Below are 15,265 nucleotides of genomic sequence, written 5' to 3'. Positions count from 1 at the left end.
AACAGGCGGGATTTGATCATCATCGGGAAAGGGTATCATCATATTTCCTTAGCCTGATAAAACGGTACGTATTAAGGACGATTGCCTTTGAAACGGCATACGTCGGGACAGCCAGCAGCAGGCCGACAACTCCGGCAAGACTTCCAGCCACCATTAATAACAGGATAATGGTTAATGGATGGACGTCCAGCTGCCTTCCCATAACCTGTGGAGAAATGAGATTGCTTTCAATCTGTTGGACAATTAGTACAACCAGTACAACCCAAAGGGCCATCATTGGTGAATCGATGAAACCAACGATAACTGCCGGAATAAGACCGATAAATGGCCCTACAAAAGGAATCACATTCGTAAGCATCGAGACGATGGCCAATATTAGCGGGTACTCCAGGCCAATGATCAAATAGCCTATATAGATGAATATTCCCACGAAGACGCTGACAAGAATTTGCCCCTGGATATAGGAGCTTAATGCCTCATCCATGTCTTTTAATACCTTGCGCCCCTCATCTTTATGTTGGTCAGGCACAAGCTTAAGGATTTGATCGGGAAGCCTGTCGCCGTCCTTCAGCATATAAAACAGGACAAAAGGAATCAGGACAATGAGAACTAGTATGCTTGTCAGGGTAGAAAGGAAACCGACAGCTTTCGCACCTAAATTGGAAACGAATCCGTTGATGTTTTCTGTAACCTTGTCGGACAGGTTTTCAAAAGAAAAATGTTCGTTTTTCTGAAAACGGTTCACGTACTCATTGTCATTTAAATCAATTACAGTTTCCCTGACTTTTGTAATGTAGGTTGGCGTATTTTCGATCAGGCTGCTGAACTGCTTCTGCAGAGGAGGTCCAACCACAAACACGAGTGAGACGATTAAGCCGATCGCGATCAAATAGATCATTAAGATCGAAAGCGCCCGGGGAATAAATCTCGACAATAAATTCACGAGTGGACGCAGTAAATAATAAAGCACACCCGAAAGAACGATCGGGGTAAACAAGGTAGTCACCATAACGGCAATAGGCGTAAAAATGAAATTAACTTTTGCGGAAAGTAAAATGATCAGCAAAATGATGATAATTCCATAGCCGAGCCGGAACATTTTCGTTTGAGGCACAATATCAACTCCAATACGGTTTACAGCATGAAACACTGTTTCCATCATACATTATCCATCATAAATTGCAATCTTTAATGTTCCAGATTTTCCCTTTGAATAAAAACACACTCCCACATGGAGAAGGGGAGTGTGTTTTTGCAATCGTTTTTAGTTATACATAGAAGCAACTTGCTTTTGGAGCTCGCTGTTTTCCAGGTATTCATCGTATGTTACTTTCTTATCCACCAATCCGTTTGGCGTGATCTCGATGATACGGTTAGCGATTGTTTGGATGAACTGATGGTCATGTGAGGCGAAAATCATCGCACCTTTAAAGTTGATCATCCCATTGTTCAAGGCAGTAATGGATTCCAAATCTAGGTGGTTGGTGGGTTCATCAAGCATCAATACATTTGAACCGCTGAGCATCATTTTCGAAAGCATACAGCGAACCTTTTCCCCTCCGGACAGAACGCTTGCTTTCTTCAGTACTTCTTCTCCCGAAAATAGCATTCTGCCAAGGAAACCACGAAGGAAGCTTTCACTTTGGTCATTAGGGGAATATTCGCGCAGCCAGTCAACAAGCGAGACATCCTTGCCTTCGAAGAATTCAGCATTATCTTTCGGGAAATATGCCTGAGAAGTTGTGACTCCCCATTTAAAGGATCCTTCATCAGGTTCGATTTCTCCAGCCAAAATTTTGAATAAAGTGGTTTTAGCGATTTCATCGCGTCCAACCAACGCCACTTTATCTCCTTTATTCATGATAAAGCTGACATTATCCAATACCTTTACACCGTCCACGGTTTTGGAAATGCCCTCGACCCGAAGCAAATCATTTCCGATTTCGCGTTCTGGCGTGAAATGGACATAAGGATAACGGCGGGAAGATGGCTGGATATCATCCAGGGAAATCTTATCAAGCAGCTTCTTTCGGGATGTGGCCTGCTTCGATTTCGAAGCGTTCGCACTGAAGCGGGCGATGAAGTTCTGTAGCTCCTTGATTTTCTCTTCCTTCTTTTTATTCGCTTCCTGTGTCAGTTTCGTAACTAATTGGCTGGATTCATACCAGAAATCATAGTTCCCGACATAAATTTTAATTTTGCCGAAATCCAGATCCGCAATATGCGTACAAACTTTGTTCAGGAAGTGGCGGTCATGCGATACGACAATGACGGTGTTTTCAAAGTTGATCAAAAACTCTTCAAGCCATTGGATCGCTTTAAGGTCAAGGTGGTTGGTAGGCTCATCGAGAAGCAGGACATCAGGCTTGCCGAACAGCGCTTGCGCAAGCAATACTTTTACTTTATCGCCGCCTGTCAGTTCCGCCATTTTTTTGTTGTGAAGGTCCTCTTCTATTCCAAGGCCTTTTAATAAAATGGCAGCTTCGGATTCAGCTTCCCATCCGTTTAGCTCGGCAAATTCGCCTTCCAGCTCCGCGGCTTTCATACCGTCTTCATCGGTGAAGTCAGCTTTCATATAGATGGCGTCTTTTTCCTGCATGACCTGGTATAAACGTTCATGGCCCATGATCACGACGGTCATGACTTCCTGGTCTTCATATTCAAAGTGGTTTTGTTTTAGGACAGCGAGGCGCTCACCGGGTCCCATATGCACATCGCCAGTCTGTGCCTCGATTTCGCCGGAAAGGATTTTCAGGAAGGTTGATTTTCCCGCTCCATTCGCTCCGATCAATCCATAACAGTTGCCGGGCGTGAATTTTATATTTACATCTTCAAACAGCTTGCGGTCTCCATAGCGCAAGCCAACATTATTTACAGTAATCATTTTCTAGCATTCCTCCTAGACAATATCCTTCAAATTATATCACGGGGAAGGGCATCTGGAAAATGGTTTCTAATGAATGAAGCAAAAACGGGCTCGTCAAGGCCACTCCTTGGAATAAATATGAATTTTAACGGATAGAACCTTAGAATTACGCATTGATAGTAAGTTTTATAGAATAAACACAAATGCTGGCGGAAGAGTGTAAAAAAGCGGCTGTATCAAGAAAAAAAGGGCTCAGACCCCACAACGCTATATTAAGATCTGAACTTTACATCAAGATCTAAATGCAGATGTTTCTGTGGGTTCTGACCCCTTATGGGATAACCTTAACGGAGATTGATTAACCTTTTCGTTAGCATGCTGTGGGTTGGATTTTACCTGTTCTTTTTCGATGATCTTGACAAATACCTCCGCAATATCGGGATCCCATTGGGAAGCCTTTCCCTCCCTTAAAATCTGTAAAGCCCTCTCGACATCCATTCCTTTTCGGTAGGTTCGGTCCGAGGTCATGGCGTCAAAGGCATCCGCAACGGCAATGATCCTGCCAAAAAGCGGAATGTCATGCCCCGCCAAGCCTTCGGGATATCCTTTACCATCAAAGCGCTCATGGTGGTATTTGACTCCCGGAACCAACATCAAAAGCTCTGGCGCCATCTTATACTGCTCTATGATCCTGGCGCCGATTACAGGATGCTGTTTAATTTGTTCGAATTCCTCATCCGTCAGGCGTCCATCCTTCAAAAGAACTTCATCCCGGATACCGATTTTCCCGATATCATGCACGATCGCCGACTTTCTTAATAGATCAAGGCTCCGGGAATCCAGGCCAATTTCCGACCCAATTTGTACGGCATAGGATGACACCCTCCATGAATGGCCGGCTGTATAGGAATCACGAGCGTCAAGAGTTCCTGCCATCAGCATGTAAATGCTTTCAAGCAACAATTCATTTTGTGCATCCCTTTCTTTAATAGCCGTGACCATATGGTTGAAACCTGATACAAGTTCGGAAAACTCGTCGGAATAGTTATTCTCCAATGAGGAAAGTGTACCGTTTTTAACAGTATCCATGCCGAATTTCAATTCCTGAATAGGCTTTTGGATGTTATCCGATAGAAGCACTGATCCCCCGAATGCCAGAAGAATCAATAACGCAAGGAAAAAGACGGGCCAATTGGAGAAATCGAAGAGCGTACTGCGGTCTCCTTCAATCATATTGGCAATGGTCAATAAACTGAAAAACATCACAGGGAAAAGCGCCAGGAAAAGGGAGCTTGCAAGCAGTTTCTTTTTAATCCCAAGAAAATAAGTTTCTTCATGGCTGGACAGGTTCAGATTTTGCTTCTTCATTTGCAGCGATATGTCGGTCAGTAAAGGCTGGATCGCTTTCATTGTTAAGAAAAACTCCATTAACGCATGCATTGCCGACATCAAAATTGCCCCGATAAAGGCCAATAGCAAATAGGAATGGGGAAGACTCAAAACCTCTAGATGTATAAACAAAAATGTGAGCGAAACAGCAGGTATCGTAATCCCGAGAAAATGCGGCAGCATTGTGCGTTTAACGGCAAGAACCGGCATTCTCTGTAACGTCGAAAATGCTTTTTGCCATTGTGCACTGGAAGGATCGCCGTTCCTGTATACGTTTCGGACCGGTTTCGAATAGGAAAGGTAGTAAAGAAATTCCGACACTCCCATAGACATTGCGGAAAAAACCATAATGCCTATTAAAATATAACCCTCTGAAACGGATAAACGAATTGTACCGAAAATCAACAGGCTGCCCATCCCAAATACGGCAATCGCGGTGCCTGCCAGATAATTTTTTAACAAGGTTCTTTCAAACAAATTGTACAGGTTCAATCGATCATCTCCAGTGACAGTGTACGGCGACTAAATATACCATCTTATAATATAGACGAATTTTTCTTTCCTATAAGAAATATCGGCAATGGACTTTATTTTTTTATTTAGGAGCAAATGCCAATAAATAAAAGTTTCCTCTTTTTTACAAAAAATTATAAAAATTTGAAACTTTTTCTTGTTTGCAATCGTTTAATAAGTGAGACAAAAACGAAAGGGAGGGAAAGAATATGGCCACAAAAATTTTAGGCGCGCTTTTGCTGCTGCCTGCTGTATTTCTTTTGTCCTCCTGTGATTTGATACAAACGGAAAAAGATTACCTGAAAAGGGAACAAGAGATTGCGCTCCTTGACGAAAACCTGAACCTAAAAGAAAAAATCTCTGATTTGGAGTATCAAATAGCAGGACTGGAAAAAACACAGAAAACGGTATCCATCATCGATGAGGATGTAACACAATTTTTCCTTGCGATGGAAAATGGCAATATTCCCGAAGTGAAAAAACGCGTCACCGATGATGTCGAGTTTCAACAGACGGGCATCCATTTTGTAAATGGGCCTTCCATGCAATACGGAAGCGGGATTGCCAGCAAAGAAATTGGATATATTAAGTTAATCGATCATGAACTTGACAGCGGAAAAGGCAAGCTTACTTATGAGTTCTATTCCTCAGATGAAGTAAAAAAACCGACGATCGTCGACGTCGACATCATCCAAAAACCCGAAGGCTGGAAAATCAGTAATTTTGCAATTGATTCGTAATACTATTGTGTAGGGGTGCTGAACTTAATTTTTCAGCACTCTCTTTTGTTTCTAAGGGACTTCTGGAGATCCAGTACTGCACTAGTTTAACGCACTACCGCACTGGGGGTCAGACCCCCGGTGGGTTAATGCAGTACAGTGTTGGGGGTCAGACCCCCGGTGGATTAACGCGGTACAGCGGTGGGGGTCAGACCCCCGGTGGACTAACGCGGTACAGTGGTCGGGGGTCAGACCCCCGTTGGAATAACGCAGTACAGTGGTGGAGGTCAGACCCCCGTTGGAATAACGAGCACAGTAATGGAGGTCAGTCCCTGGGATTAATGTTTTACACCAATGGGGGACTGACCAACAAAATTTATGGCTGAAAAGGCAGACAGTATTGGTCATGTTTGTATTGGTGAATCGAAGTTTCCTGTTCGCTTAATTAACGGTACATTCGCTGAATTTTTGTTATTTTCGCTTGATTGATCAGTTTTCCGCTTACATCGAATTTTATAAGTACTCGAGTATATCATGTATGTCTTCCCATCCATAGGCTACCTCAATAAGCGGTTCTCCCGTCATCAAAATCGGCTTTTTGTTAACGATTTTGCCCCCTAGAGACTCATAAAAGGAACGGCAGGCGTTTTTTTCCAAGGCCCAGATCACCAGGTTCGGAAAACCTCGATTAATCAACTCTTCAATCACCGGCTTGATGAGTTTTTTGCCAAGGCCCATCCTTTGATGGCTTTCTAAAATGTAAATGGCATACACTTCCCCCAAGTATTCAGGATCACTGGTTTGCTCCTTGCCGCCGCTAGCGAACCCGACAATTTCTCCAGAATCATTTTCGGCGATAGAAACAATACTTTTCCCCTCTGCAATAATCTTTTCCCAGAATGCGGCCTTATCTTCAAAATCTAAACTCCTTAAATAGCTTTCAGGAACGATCCCCTTATAAGTAGTGTTCCAGCTATTAATATGTACATGGGTAATGCCCCTGGCATCGCCTGGTGCTGCGTTACGAATCTTCACGCTACCTTTTCCCCTTTTTACGTAAACTGCTATTGCAAACTTTATTGTACCTCAATTCCCAGGAAGAACAACTTTGTTCCTTATAACATTCATTTTGTTCTTTAAAAAATACAAAAAACAGTGAAAATAGGAGCTATTTCTAAAAAACGAACGAAAAATGTTCTTTATAAAGAAAAAATAACCGAATTTGAGGTTTTTCAAACTATTGTAAATGTCCTATACTCAACTTGTGGGTTCGATAAAAAGAACAAAAAAGAACAGCAAGAGGAAAACCAAATAGTTGTTCTTAAAATCTTCCGTTCAATAAAAAGAACGGAGCGAGGAGGGAGAACAATTAGAAACACCAGAATCCGGAAGTTTCGGCAAAAAAATAAAGGCCTGATGATTGGCATGAAAATAGCAGCTCTCTGGTATGCCATTATCGTTGTTTTACATATGGCGATTCCAACCAATGCACTGTTCATTGATCAGGCCACCAATGAAAACTCTTTTAAAGCCGGAACATGGTGGGATAAAAGCAAGCTGAAGTTTGTCAAACCTTACGATGACTGTGATTGCAAATCTATAAATGCCTACATCGAGAATATGGGTGAAGGCGATATGATAAAAGATTCCAAGTTTGAAGTCTATCAGTTTTCCTCACACAATTTTTACTCCATGAAAGATGGGCACTTCCGACTGGATGATGATGTAGTCGAAAAAATAGATTCGCAGATCATCAAGAAAGTCCATACCGGCGTTATAGAGAAGATGGACGCAAATGACCCTAAACAAAAACTATCATTTGAACCGGAAAACTCCGGAGTATACATCTTTGTTGCCTATCAACACCCGAAAAAACCGATCCAAAGTCCCTTTGAAATAAAAATTGACGAAATACCGGTTGCGATCAGCATGCCAATCGTATTTAAAGAATGCAGAAACAGTAATGAGAAGGACGAAAAAGAGGAACACAACGAAAAAGATGATAAAGATAAAAAGGAAGCCAACCGTGAAGAAGATGACAAGAAGAAAGAAGCAGTAAAGGAAGAAGAAAATAAACCTGTAACTGAGGAAAAGCAAGAAATTAAACCTTCCGATAAAATGGAAAACAATCAGGAAAAAGAAAAAGAACAACCACAAGAAAAAGAACCTGAAACAGAGAAAGAACCTAAGCCTGAGCCAAAAGAGAATCCAGTAAAAGAATTAGAAACTCCAAAAAGAAATGAAAAAGATATCGAAGTCAAGTCCAATGAACAAAACGTAAACTCTGAACCCGGAGGTAATCCATAAAAATGAAAAATAAGAAACTCTTAAAATGGGTTGGAAGAATCACTTCAATAATTGTGTATGGATTTCTAATAACCATGATTTATCTTGTAGTCTCTTCAAAAATAGCCGGAGGAACACCAAAGATTATGGGCCATGAGTTAATGACAGTCTTATCAGGATCGATGGAACCAGGTATCAAAACAGGCTCAATAATTGCAGTTAAACCAGTTGAAGATCCCGCAAAATTCAAAAAGGGTGATGTCATCACTTTCAAAGCAGCTGATGATCCCAATACATTAATCACACACAGAATTATGGAAGTACAAACAGTAGATTCAACCGTTCAGTATGTTACAAAAGGTGATAATAACAAATCGAAAGATCCAAGTCCCGTGTTAGCTGCAAATGTAGTTGGTGAATATACGGGTTATACAATTCCGTATATTGGTAAAATTATGAGTTTTATTCAATCAAAGACGGGGGCAATATTTTTACTGATTGTACCAGGGGTTTTAATGATTTGCTGGTCTGTCTTCAGCATTTGGAGAGCGATTAGGGAAATTGAACCACCAAAAGAAAAGACTGCAGCATAGTAAAAGTTTGATACTCCGTATTGGAGTTCAATATAAATAATCAAAAATCCCTATACATAAGTAGGGAAATTAAAGGGAGGATTTAAAGTGAGCATTAAAAAGAAAATCGGTGGAGCATTATTAGGAACAGCTATGGGTGCAGCATTAATTGGTGGAGGTACATTTGCATTATTCACTGCTGAGGCATCCAATAGCGGAAATACTTTTACAGCTGGTACGGTAAAAATTAATGATATTTCGGGAGGAGCAGTATTGTCGACAACTGCAAATATTGGAAATCTTGCACCTGGGGATACTGATAACGCAACATTGACAATAGAAAATAAAGGAACTCTAGATGCATGGGTGAAATTAGATAATTACACTACAAATGCTAATGCAACCTTCAAAGATGGCACAGGTGACTTGTTTGAAGGTAGTACTCCAGTGACTATAACTCACGATCAAGGTGCGGTAAAGGTTCCAAAGAATGGGACGGCGACATTCAATGTTGCATATAGTTTCCCAAAAGCAGCGAATAATGATTATCAAGCGGCTACTGGTACTGTAACCTTTAATGTAAAAGCAGTTCAAGCTAGAAATAATACAAAAACAGATGACAGTGGTCCTAAATCCTGGAACCAAGATGCATCAGAATAATTTTTATTAAAAGGATTTTTAACCTATAAAGGGGATGGTTTTTTAACCATCCCCTTTTTTAAAGGAATGTGTCCTAGGAGGATCAGAATGAATATCAAAAAGAAATTAGCATTGTTTACTGGTACAGGATTATTAGGAGTTGGATTAACTATAGGTGGAGCGACATATGCTCTATTTACTGATACTACTTCTAACACAAACAATACAGCAACCGCAGGTACGATTAATTTAGTGGCCAATAGAAATCATGGTGATTATACCCCTGGTCCTATGTTTTATCCAGATTCGCTAGATCCGGATGCAAAACATCCATATGATGTAACAGAAATCACACCAAGTGGTGATGCATTAGGTGGATGGGCACCAGGTGATACAGTGAGACGGACAATGGAACTGAGCAATACCGGTTCACTAGATGCAAAACTTACAGGAATAAAGGCAACTCCCCGTGAAACTTACACTCAATACCTTAAAACAGGAGGAACTCGCAGTGTAAGCGGCTTAGTAACTGGAGCTGAATATCTTGAATTTATAGAAAAAGCAAATGTATTAATAACAAACCCTGATGAGGAAGTTACAATATTTGAAGGTAAATTAAGCGAATTGATTTTTAACGATACAAATACCTATGCAGAAGTAGATGAAGAACTAGAATTAGCAGGAGTTACTCCAGGTTTTGGATCGGGTCCGCTAAACATAACTTTTAAAGTCACCTTAGATAAATCAGCTAGTAATGCGATACAAGGAAAAAACTTTATCTTTGATTTCGGCTTCTTTGCGGAGCAAGTTAGAAATAACCCTTAAAAAATTAGGATAAATTCCGACCGCGGTGTGTATTTACCGCGGTTTAGATATTGTGGGTGATTTTTATATGAAAAATATAAAAGGATATAATTTAATTGTGTTACTGGTAAGTTTAGTCCTGTTAATAGTAGTATTTTTTCCACTCAAAAACACCCAAGCCGACCAAACCACCTACAACGTCGACATCTCCACCTCCCCGGCAAACGGCTTCCTTATCGCGGAAAACCTGGCCCCGGGAGATACGAAGACTTCTATTTTAAAAGTCAGTAATAATGGCAATCTCGATTTTAACTATACTGTCAGCTCCAGCCAGGAGTCAGGGGATCAACTATTATACGATCGAATTATTTTAACCGTAAATGACAACCAGGGGCATTTATATCAGGGTTCGCTCAATGGATTAAAAGACTTTCCTTTAGGTACCATCATTAACGGGGGGAATAGGGATCTCACTTTTACAGCGGAGTTACCCCTTGAAACCGGAAATGATGCGCAAGGGAAGTCAACATCGGTGACTTTTAACTTTTCAGCGGTAGGGCATGAGGAGCAGATTCCTACAGATGGATGCTTCGAGCCTCCTTTTAGCAACCGGAATTTTACACTTCATCAAAAATCCACGGTTCCTATTAAATTTCACCTGAGGGATGGTATGGGGAACCTGGAGTCTATCGAGAGGGATAATGTCCGACTTGAGGTTTCAGGGCCTGGCGCAAATTATAACTTTCGGGTAACAGATGGGACTCTTGATCACCATGAACAAGTGGATGAGCCGCATTACCATGCGAGATTCTCCACCTGGGATTATCCGGTAACCACTAATGAGACCTATACGGCGAAAGTATATGTAGGAACACAAGTGGTTTGTCAAAAACCGTTTACTGTCTTGAAACAAGGAAACCGATCCAATGCGCCTTAACGAAGATAAAGGTAATGAAGCAATGAACTGTTGAAGGGACGATATTACAGCTGTGAAGTACCAGAGTCCCTTCAAAATAAAAGATTTAAAGAGGTTATGCCATGAAACAGCTTTTTACTCTTATTACAGCCGCCATCATTATTGGCATCGTATTTACACAGAAAGATCCACTCCTGCAAATGATAGAATCCGGCGGAGTTATTGCGTACCCTGTCAGTATCCTTTTGGTGGCCTTCCTCGTATTTTTCCCGGTGTTGCCGTATCCTGTGCTGGCCGGGATGATAGGAGCTGTTTTCGGGTTGGCTAAAGGAACGGGCTTATCCTTGGCTGGAATTTTTATCGGAACCTTATTGATGTTTTTCATGGCGAGGTATGGGTTCCAATCGTGGATCCAAAGAAAATTGATTAAGTATCCCAAAGTACAGGAATATGAGACTCTGTTTGAAACTAACGCTTTTTTCAGTATACTGGTTGCCAGGCTGATCCCCGTTATTCCCTCCCCGCTGATTAATATCCTTTCTGGATTAAGCAGGATTCCCTGGTACACATTCATAGCCGCTACCATTTTAGGAAAGGCGCCGGCAGTTTTTATTTTTACTGCGGCCGGGACAATATTCGAAACTAACAAATGGCTTTCTGTTCTCATCTATCTTACTTATTTTCTTGTCATTACAGTGATCACAACATTGAAGCTGCAAAGCAATAATCGGATTCAAAGTGAAAAAATGTAAATGGTCAGCACCACATTTTCTTTCTTAATAAAAAACTCTGATGTTTACCAACCGCGGTTTAAGGTTATGAAAATATAGTATTGAAAAAACAAACCTCCCAAACCCGAAAGGATGAAACAATCAGATGAAGTTGAAGGTAGCTTTTTATTTCCCCGGTGGAGTGGAAGTGTCCCACGAAACGGAAGGGGAAGACTCCACGCAATTGATCAGTAATATCCAGAAACACCGCTACTATAATATGGTTGTAGATAACACACATCATGTCGTAGATACGGAAAAAGCAGTGTATTTCAGTGTAACGGAGCTGGATGAAAAATAAGGAATTGGCGGCTGATGAAATCAGCCGTCTATTTATTTTTCAGGCAATTTACATAAAGTCGCACTAAATTAAAATTCAACAATCGGAAGGGCAAAATGATTTTTTACAAAAGAAACGTAACAAAAGCCCGGTTCGCAACAGCCAGAGTATTTCAACTAAAGTGTACAAAAACTCAACTAAACTTTCAGTTCAAGACGAAATTAAAAGAGGAAATCAAATTTGCATAAAAAATGAACACACATAATTAATTGCGTAATCTTCACTACAAATTTCCAAATTCGAATAGATTAGCTATCTCCAACTAAATAAATACACCACACAAGGTTCAGGTGCGGCTCCCTATTTTTCTTTGCCAGGCTTCCCTGAAATAGGGTAAAGTTATGTTAATGACATAACTCTCTAAAAAGGAGACCCTCATGAAAATTGATCTGACAAAGCAGCAGTACGAACTATTAGTGAAACTCATTGAATATGGAATGTGGGTAGTGGATTCTGAAAACCCTGATTCGCCCAATGAAGATTATCGGGAGCTGGAGCAAACGGTATTAGGAAGTGCCGAGGAATTTCAATTCTTCGATATTATCCGAAACGAGGAACATAATCTGTTAGAGCCTGCACCAGCAGTTCAAAATGATATATTCCAGGTTTTGGATTCGTATGAAGACATGGTATTTTGGGATAAATTCGTATACTATATGGCCCGCAAAGACATTGAAAGCGAGAACCTGGTCCATAACTACAATGAGCAACAATATATGGAACGGCTTATGGAGCTGGAAGACTATTATCACGAGCATTTTGAACGCTTTGGCATCGGGAAAGTTAAAATCGAAGACTAAAGGCTTACCAGTATGGTTATAGGGATGAGGCGGCGTTTTTTTTACCTTAACAATTTCCACGCTTAATCTCGAATAAATAAGAACCAGCCCTCCTAAAAGTAATCATCAATGGAGGAGCTGGTTCTTTTGCGGTTACCGTATCTGCTTCTGTTCTTTAGCACTATGGATACCATTTTCACGGCAGCCGGTTTTTATGCTGGGATCATAGATGAGGCAAATCCGATTATGAAAGCAACCTTAACCGTCGATGTGCGTCTATTTTTTCATCAAAATCGGTCTGCCTGCCATTCTGGTATTACTATATAAAAAAATAGCATCCAGCTGGATCTTGTATTTCGTAAAACTATCTGCCATCTTATACGAATTTGTGATTTTGCTTCACGTCAGGTTGGGTGTTCCTTTTAATTTTCGGATAATTCCCGTTTTACAAACTCAAAGAAAGCCAACATATCTTCCTTCGCCGCAAAACCGGCCTGGGCACTTTTGTCGTTGCCTCCGCCTTTTCCATTAAAGGAATGTAAGTGTGCTTTCAGGAAGCTGCCGCAGTGCACCTGGGCAGCGCCGCTATGGGAGAACAAGATTTTTTTGTCTTTCAAGGTGCCGAATAACAATAGGACATCCTGTTCTTTTGATGCAATCGCTGCAAGCCGCTGGAGCTCTTTCAGCGATTTATCCTCGAAAACATAGGAAATGATTCCGCCCCCGCTATCCTGTATCAGGTCACGGATAAGGTAAGAGGCATTTTCTTCCGCCAGCTTTTCTTTTTCGGCTAAAACTTGCCGATAATCCTGTTCCAATTTATCTATGCGGCTGATGATATCACTATGCCCGGTGTTAAATTTGGAGGAAACGGCGTTAAGGATATCAAGGCTGTCATTAAAGTGGGCAAGCGCCCTGAAGCCGCATTTGAAAAAGATCCTTGTCACACCTTTTTGTTTCTCTGTTTTTACTATTTTAATGCTGCCGATCGAGCCGGTGGCTGACACATGGGTCCCGCCGCAAGGGTTATATTCGATGCCTTCTGTCTCGACGATGCGAATATTTTCTGTCACTTTCGGCATTTTTACCACGGCCAGTCTGCTCAGCTCATCACTTGTCACAAAATAGCTATGTATCTTCCGGTTATCAAAAATGTATTGGTTTGCCTGCGATTCTATTTCGCTGACCTGATCCCGCGATAAACCGGCAATTTCAATATCAATGGAGACAGTGTCGGATCCTAGGTGAAAGCTGATGGTGTTTGCGTCATAAAGCTCCCGGCAGACAGCAGATAAGAGGTGCTGGCCGCTATGCTGCTGCATATGGTCAAAACGGCGCTTCCAATCGATTTCACATTCAATAACACCGGCTTCCGGCCGGCCAGGCAGTTTATGAAAGACAGTATCATTTTCGGAAAAAACATCTAAAACTGCTATACCGCCAATCGTCCCGGAATCCGAAGGCTGGCCCCCGCCTTCAGGATAAAACGCTGTTTCCGTAAGAGTTACCAGGAAGTCCCCATCTTTTTCAATTACAGTATCAATCGTAGTGCTCCATTTCTTGAGATATGCATCTTCATAATATAATTTTTTGCCCATGTGTAATCCTTTCTTCCTTTTTGACCAGTATATCATTTTTTAAAGGGTATACATTGATAAGCAAAAGTGATAGATTCAACTATGTTGGAAAATTTTCTATTTGGGTAAACTAATTGGTAATAATGTAAGCGAAGCGGGAGGATATAAGCAAATATGACAATGATAGAACCCGGTACTGTGGTGGAGTTGCAAGTGGAACGGCAGGCCGATTTTGGCGTTTTTTTAACGGACGGTAACGAAGATGTATTGCTTCATAATAATGAGATGGTAACGGAGCAGGATATTGAAATTGGCGATGAGGTACGTGTTTTTATTTATCACGATAAACAAGGCCGCATCACCGCTACTATGAAAATCCCTGAAATTGAAATCGGCACCTATGGCTGGGCCGAGGTCGTCAATGTGAAAGAGAAGCTGGGTGTTTTTGTGGATATTGGCATATCCAAGGATATCCTTGTGTCTGTCGATGATCTGCCGGCACTCGACCATCTTTGGCCTGCGGTAGGTGACAAACTCTATGTTTCACTGAAAACAGACCGGTATGGCCGTTTGTTTGGGAAGCTTGCCACGGAAGATGTCATCCAGGAGATAGCCGTAAAAACCCCTGCCAAGGGAATGAGGAATACAGCAGTCAAAGGGCATGTATACCGTCTTTTGAAAGTGGGCTCGTTCATGATATCAGAAGAGGGATACCGATGCTTCATCCATGAAAGCGAAAGGAAAGAAGAGCCGCGGCTTGGGGAATTTGTGGAGGGCAGGGTTATCGAAAGAAAAGAAGACGGAAGCCTGAACATATCCTTGATTCCATTCAAACAGGATCAAATGTCCGAGGATGCACAGGTCATTTTCAATTACCTGGTAAACAGAGGCGGGGCAATGCCGTACAGTGATAAAACACCGCCTGATGACATCCAATTCCATTTTGGCCTGAGTAAAGGCGCCTTTAAACGGGCGCTGGGCAAGCTGATGAAGGAAGGGAAAGTTTACCAGGAAGAGGGATGGACTTATTCTTCCGACCGGAAAACGACCTAAGGGGGGGTATTGCAACCCATGCCTGAACCCTACGGAAACACA

The 15,265-nt window shown here is 41.6% G+C and carries 16 protein-coding genes; 11 read left to right on the top strand and 5 right to left on the bottom strand.

What is annotated here, in order from left to right; all coding sequences use genetic code 11:
- Positions 1 to 19 precede the first annotated feature (19 nt).
- The 3 genes from D0466_RS05620 to D0466_RS05610 all read right to left on the bottom strand — a co-directional run bounded on the left by D0466_RS05620 (position 20) and on the right by D0466_RS05610 (position 4,747).
- Complete coding sequence (locus D0466_RS05620) at positions 20 to 1,162, bottom strand: AI-2E family transporter (RefSeq protein ID WP_325048678.1); 1,143 nt, start codon at positions 1,160 to 1,162, stop codon at positions 20 to 22.
- 102 nt (positions 1,163 to 1,264) lie between these two features.
- On the bottom strand, positions 1,265 to 2,884 hold the full coding sequence (locus D0466_RS05615; protein ID WP_117321546.1) for an ABC-F family ATP-binding cassette domain-containing protein: 1,620 nt from the start codon (positions 2,882 to 2,884) through the stop codon (positions 1,265 to 1,267).
- A gap of 273 nt (positions 2,885 to 3,157) precedes the next feature.
- Positions 3,158 to 4,747, bottom strand: coding sequence for an HD-GYP domain-containing protein (locus tag D0466_RS05610; RefSeq protein WP_117321545.1), 1,590 nt, complete (start codon positions 4,745 to 4,747; stop codon positions 3,158 to 3,160).
- Positions 4,748 to 4,977: 230 nt separating this feature from the next.
- Here D0466_RS05610 and D0466_RS05605 point away from each other — a divergent pair, with 230 nt between their 5' ends.
- Complete coding sequence (locus D0466_RS05605) at positions 4,978 to 5,508, top strand: hypothetical protein (protein ID WP_117321544.1); 531 nt, start codon at positions 4,978 to 4,980, stop codon at positions 5,506 to 5,508.
- A 492-nt stretch (positions 5,509 to 6,000) separates the two neighbouring features.
- Here D0466_RS05605 and D0466_RS05600 read toward each other — a convergent pair whose 3' ends face one another.
- Complete coding sequence (locus D0466_RS05600; RefSeq protein ID WP_158555842.1) at positions 6,001 to 6,522, bottom strand: GNAT family N-acetyltransferase; 522 nt, start codon at positions 6,520 to 6,522, stop codon at positions 6,001 to 6,003.
- A 390-nt stretch (positions 6,523 to 6,912) separates the two neighbouring features.
- On the opposite strand from D0466_RS05600, the gene D0466_RS05595 reads away from it, so the two are divergent.
- The 9 genes from D0466_RS05595 (at position 6,913) to D0466_RS05555 (ending at position 12,920) form a co-directional block, all read left to right on the top strand.
- Positions 6,913 to 7,794 (top strand): hypothetical protein, encoded by an 882-nt coding sequence (locus D0466_RS05595; protein WP_142919895.1) that lies wholly within the window; start codon positions 6,913 to 6,915, stop codon positions 7,792 to 7,794.
- A gap of 2 nt (positions 7,795 to 7,796) precedes the next feature.
- Positions 7,797 to 8,366 carry a signal peptidase I SipW gene (sipW, locus tag D0466_RS05590; protein ID WP_117321541.1) on the top strand — a complete coding sequence of 190 codons (570 nt, stop codon included), beginning with the start codon at positions 7,797 to 7,799 and terminating at the stop codon, positions 8,364 to 8,366.
- A gap of 87 nt (positions 8,367 to 8,453) precedes the next feature.
- A complete protein-coding gene (locus D0466_RS05585; RefSeq protein ID WP_117321540.1) occupies positions 8,454 to 9,005 on the top strand; it encodes a TasA family protein in 552 nt (183 codons plus the stop codon).
- 87 nt (positions 9,006 to 9,092) lie between these two features.
- The gene (locus D0466_RS05580; protein WP_158555841.1) at positions 9,093 to 9,809 is read left to right on the top strand and encodes a TasA family protein; all 717 of its coding nucleotides are present in this window, start codon (positions 9,093 to 9,095) and stop codon (positions 9,807 to 9,809) included.
- Between the two features lie 67 nt (positions 9,810 to 9,876).
- On the top strand, positions 9,877 to 10,725 hold the full coding sequence (locus D0466_RS05575) for a hypothetical protein (RefSeq protein WP_117321538.1): 849 nt from the start codon (positions 9,877 to 9,879) through the stop codon (positions 10,723 to 10,725).
- A gap of 101 nt (positions 10,726 to 10,826) precedes the next feature.
- On the top strand, positions 10,827 to 11,456 hold the full coding sequence (locus D0466_RS05570; RefSeq protein ID WP_117321537.1) for a TVP38/TMEM64 family protein: 630 nt from the start codon (positions 10,827 to 10,829) through the stop codon (positions 11,454 to 11,456).
- Between the two features lie 124 nt (positions 11,457 to 11,580).
- On the top strand, positions 11,581 to 11,775 hold the full coding sequence (locus D0466_RS05565; protein ID WP_117321536.1) for a hypothetical protein: 195 nt from the start codon (positions 11,581 to 11,583) through the stop codon (positions 11,773 to 11,775).
- A 416-nt stretch (positions 11,776 to 12,191) separates the two neighbouring features.
- Positions 12,192 to 12,614 carry a hypothetical protein gene (locus tag D0466_RS05560; RefSeq protein WP_117321535.1) on the top strand — a complete coding sequence of 141 codons (423 nt, stop codon included), beginning with the start codon at positions 12,192 to 12,194 and terminating at the stop codon, positions 12,612 to 12,614.
- 126 nt (positions 12,615 to 12,740) lie between these two features.
- Positions 12,741 to 12,920, top strand: coding sequence for a DUF5658 family protein (locus D0466_RS05555; protein WP_117321534.1), 180 nt, complete (start codon positions 12,741 to 12,743; stop codon positions 12,918 to 12,920).
- A 95-nt stretch (positions 12,921 to 13,015) separates the two neighbouring features.
- Here D0466_RS05555 and D0466_RS05550 read toward each other — a convergent pair whose 3' ends face one another.
- Positions 13,016 to 14,191 (bottom strand): alanyl-tRNA editing protein, encoded by a 1,176-nt coding sequence (locus tag D0466_RS05550; protein ID WP_117321533.1) that lies wholly within the window; start codon positions 14,189 to 14,191, stop codon positions 13,016 to 13,018.
- A 153-nt stretch (positions 14,192 to 14,344) separates the two neighbouring features.
- Between D0466_RS05550 and D0466_RS05545 the strand changes: the two genes are divergently transcribed.
- On the top strand, positions 14,345 to 15,223 hold the full coding sequence (locus tag D0466_RS05545) for a CvfB family protein (RefSeq protein WP_407675606.1): 879 nt from the start codon (positions 14,345 to 14,347) through the stop codon (positions 15,221 to 15,223).
- Positions 15,224 to 15,265: the final 42 nt, after the last annotated feature.

Origin of the sequence: Peribacillus glennii (assembly GCF_003429105.1) — a bacterium.
Taxonomy (GTDB): Bacteria; Bacillota; Bacilli; order Bacillales; family DSM-1321; genus Peribacillus; species Peribacillus glennii.
This window is presented reverse-complemented; position numbering and strand designations above follow the sequence as displayed.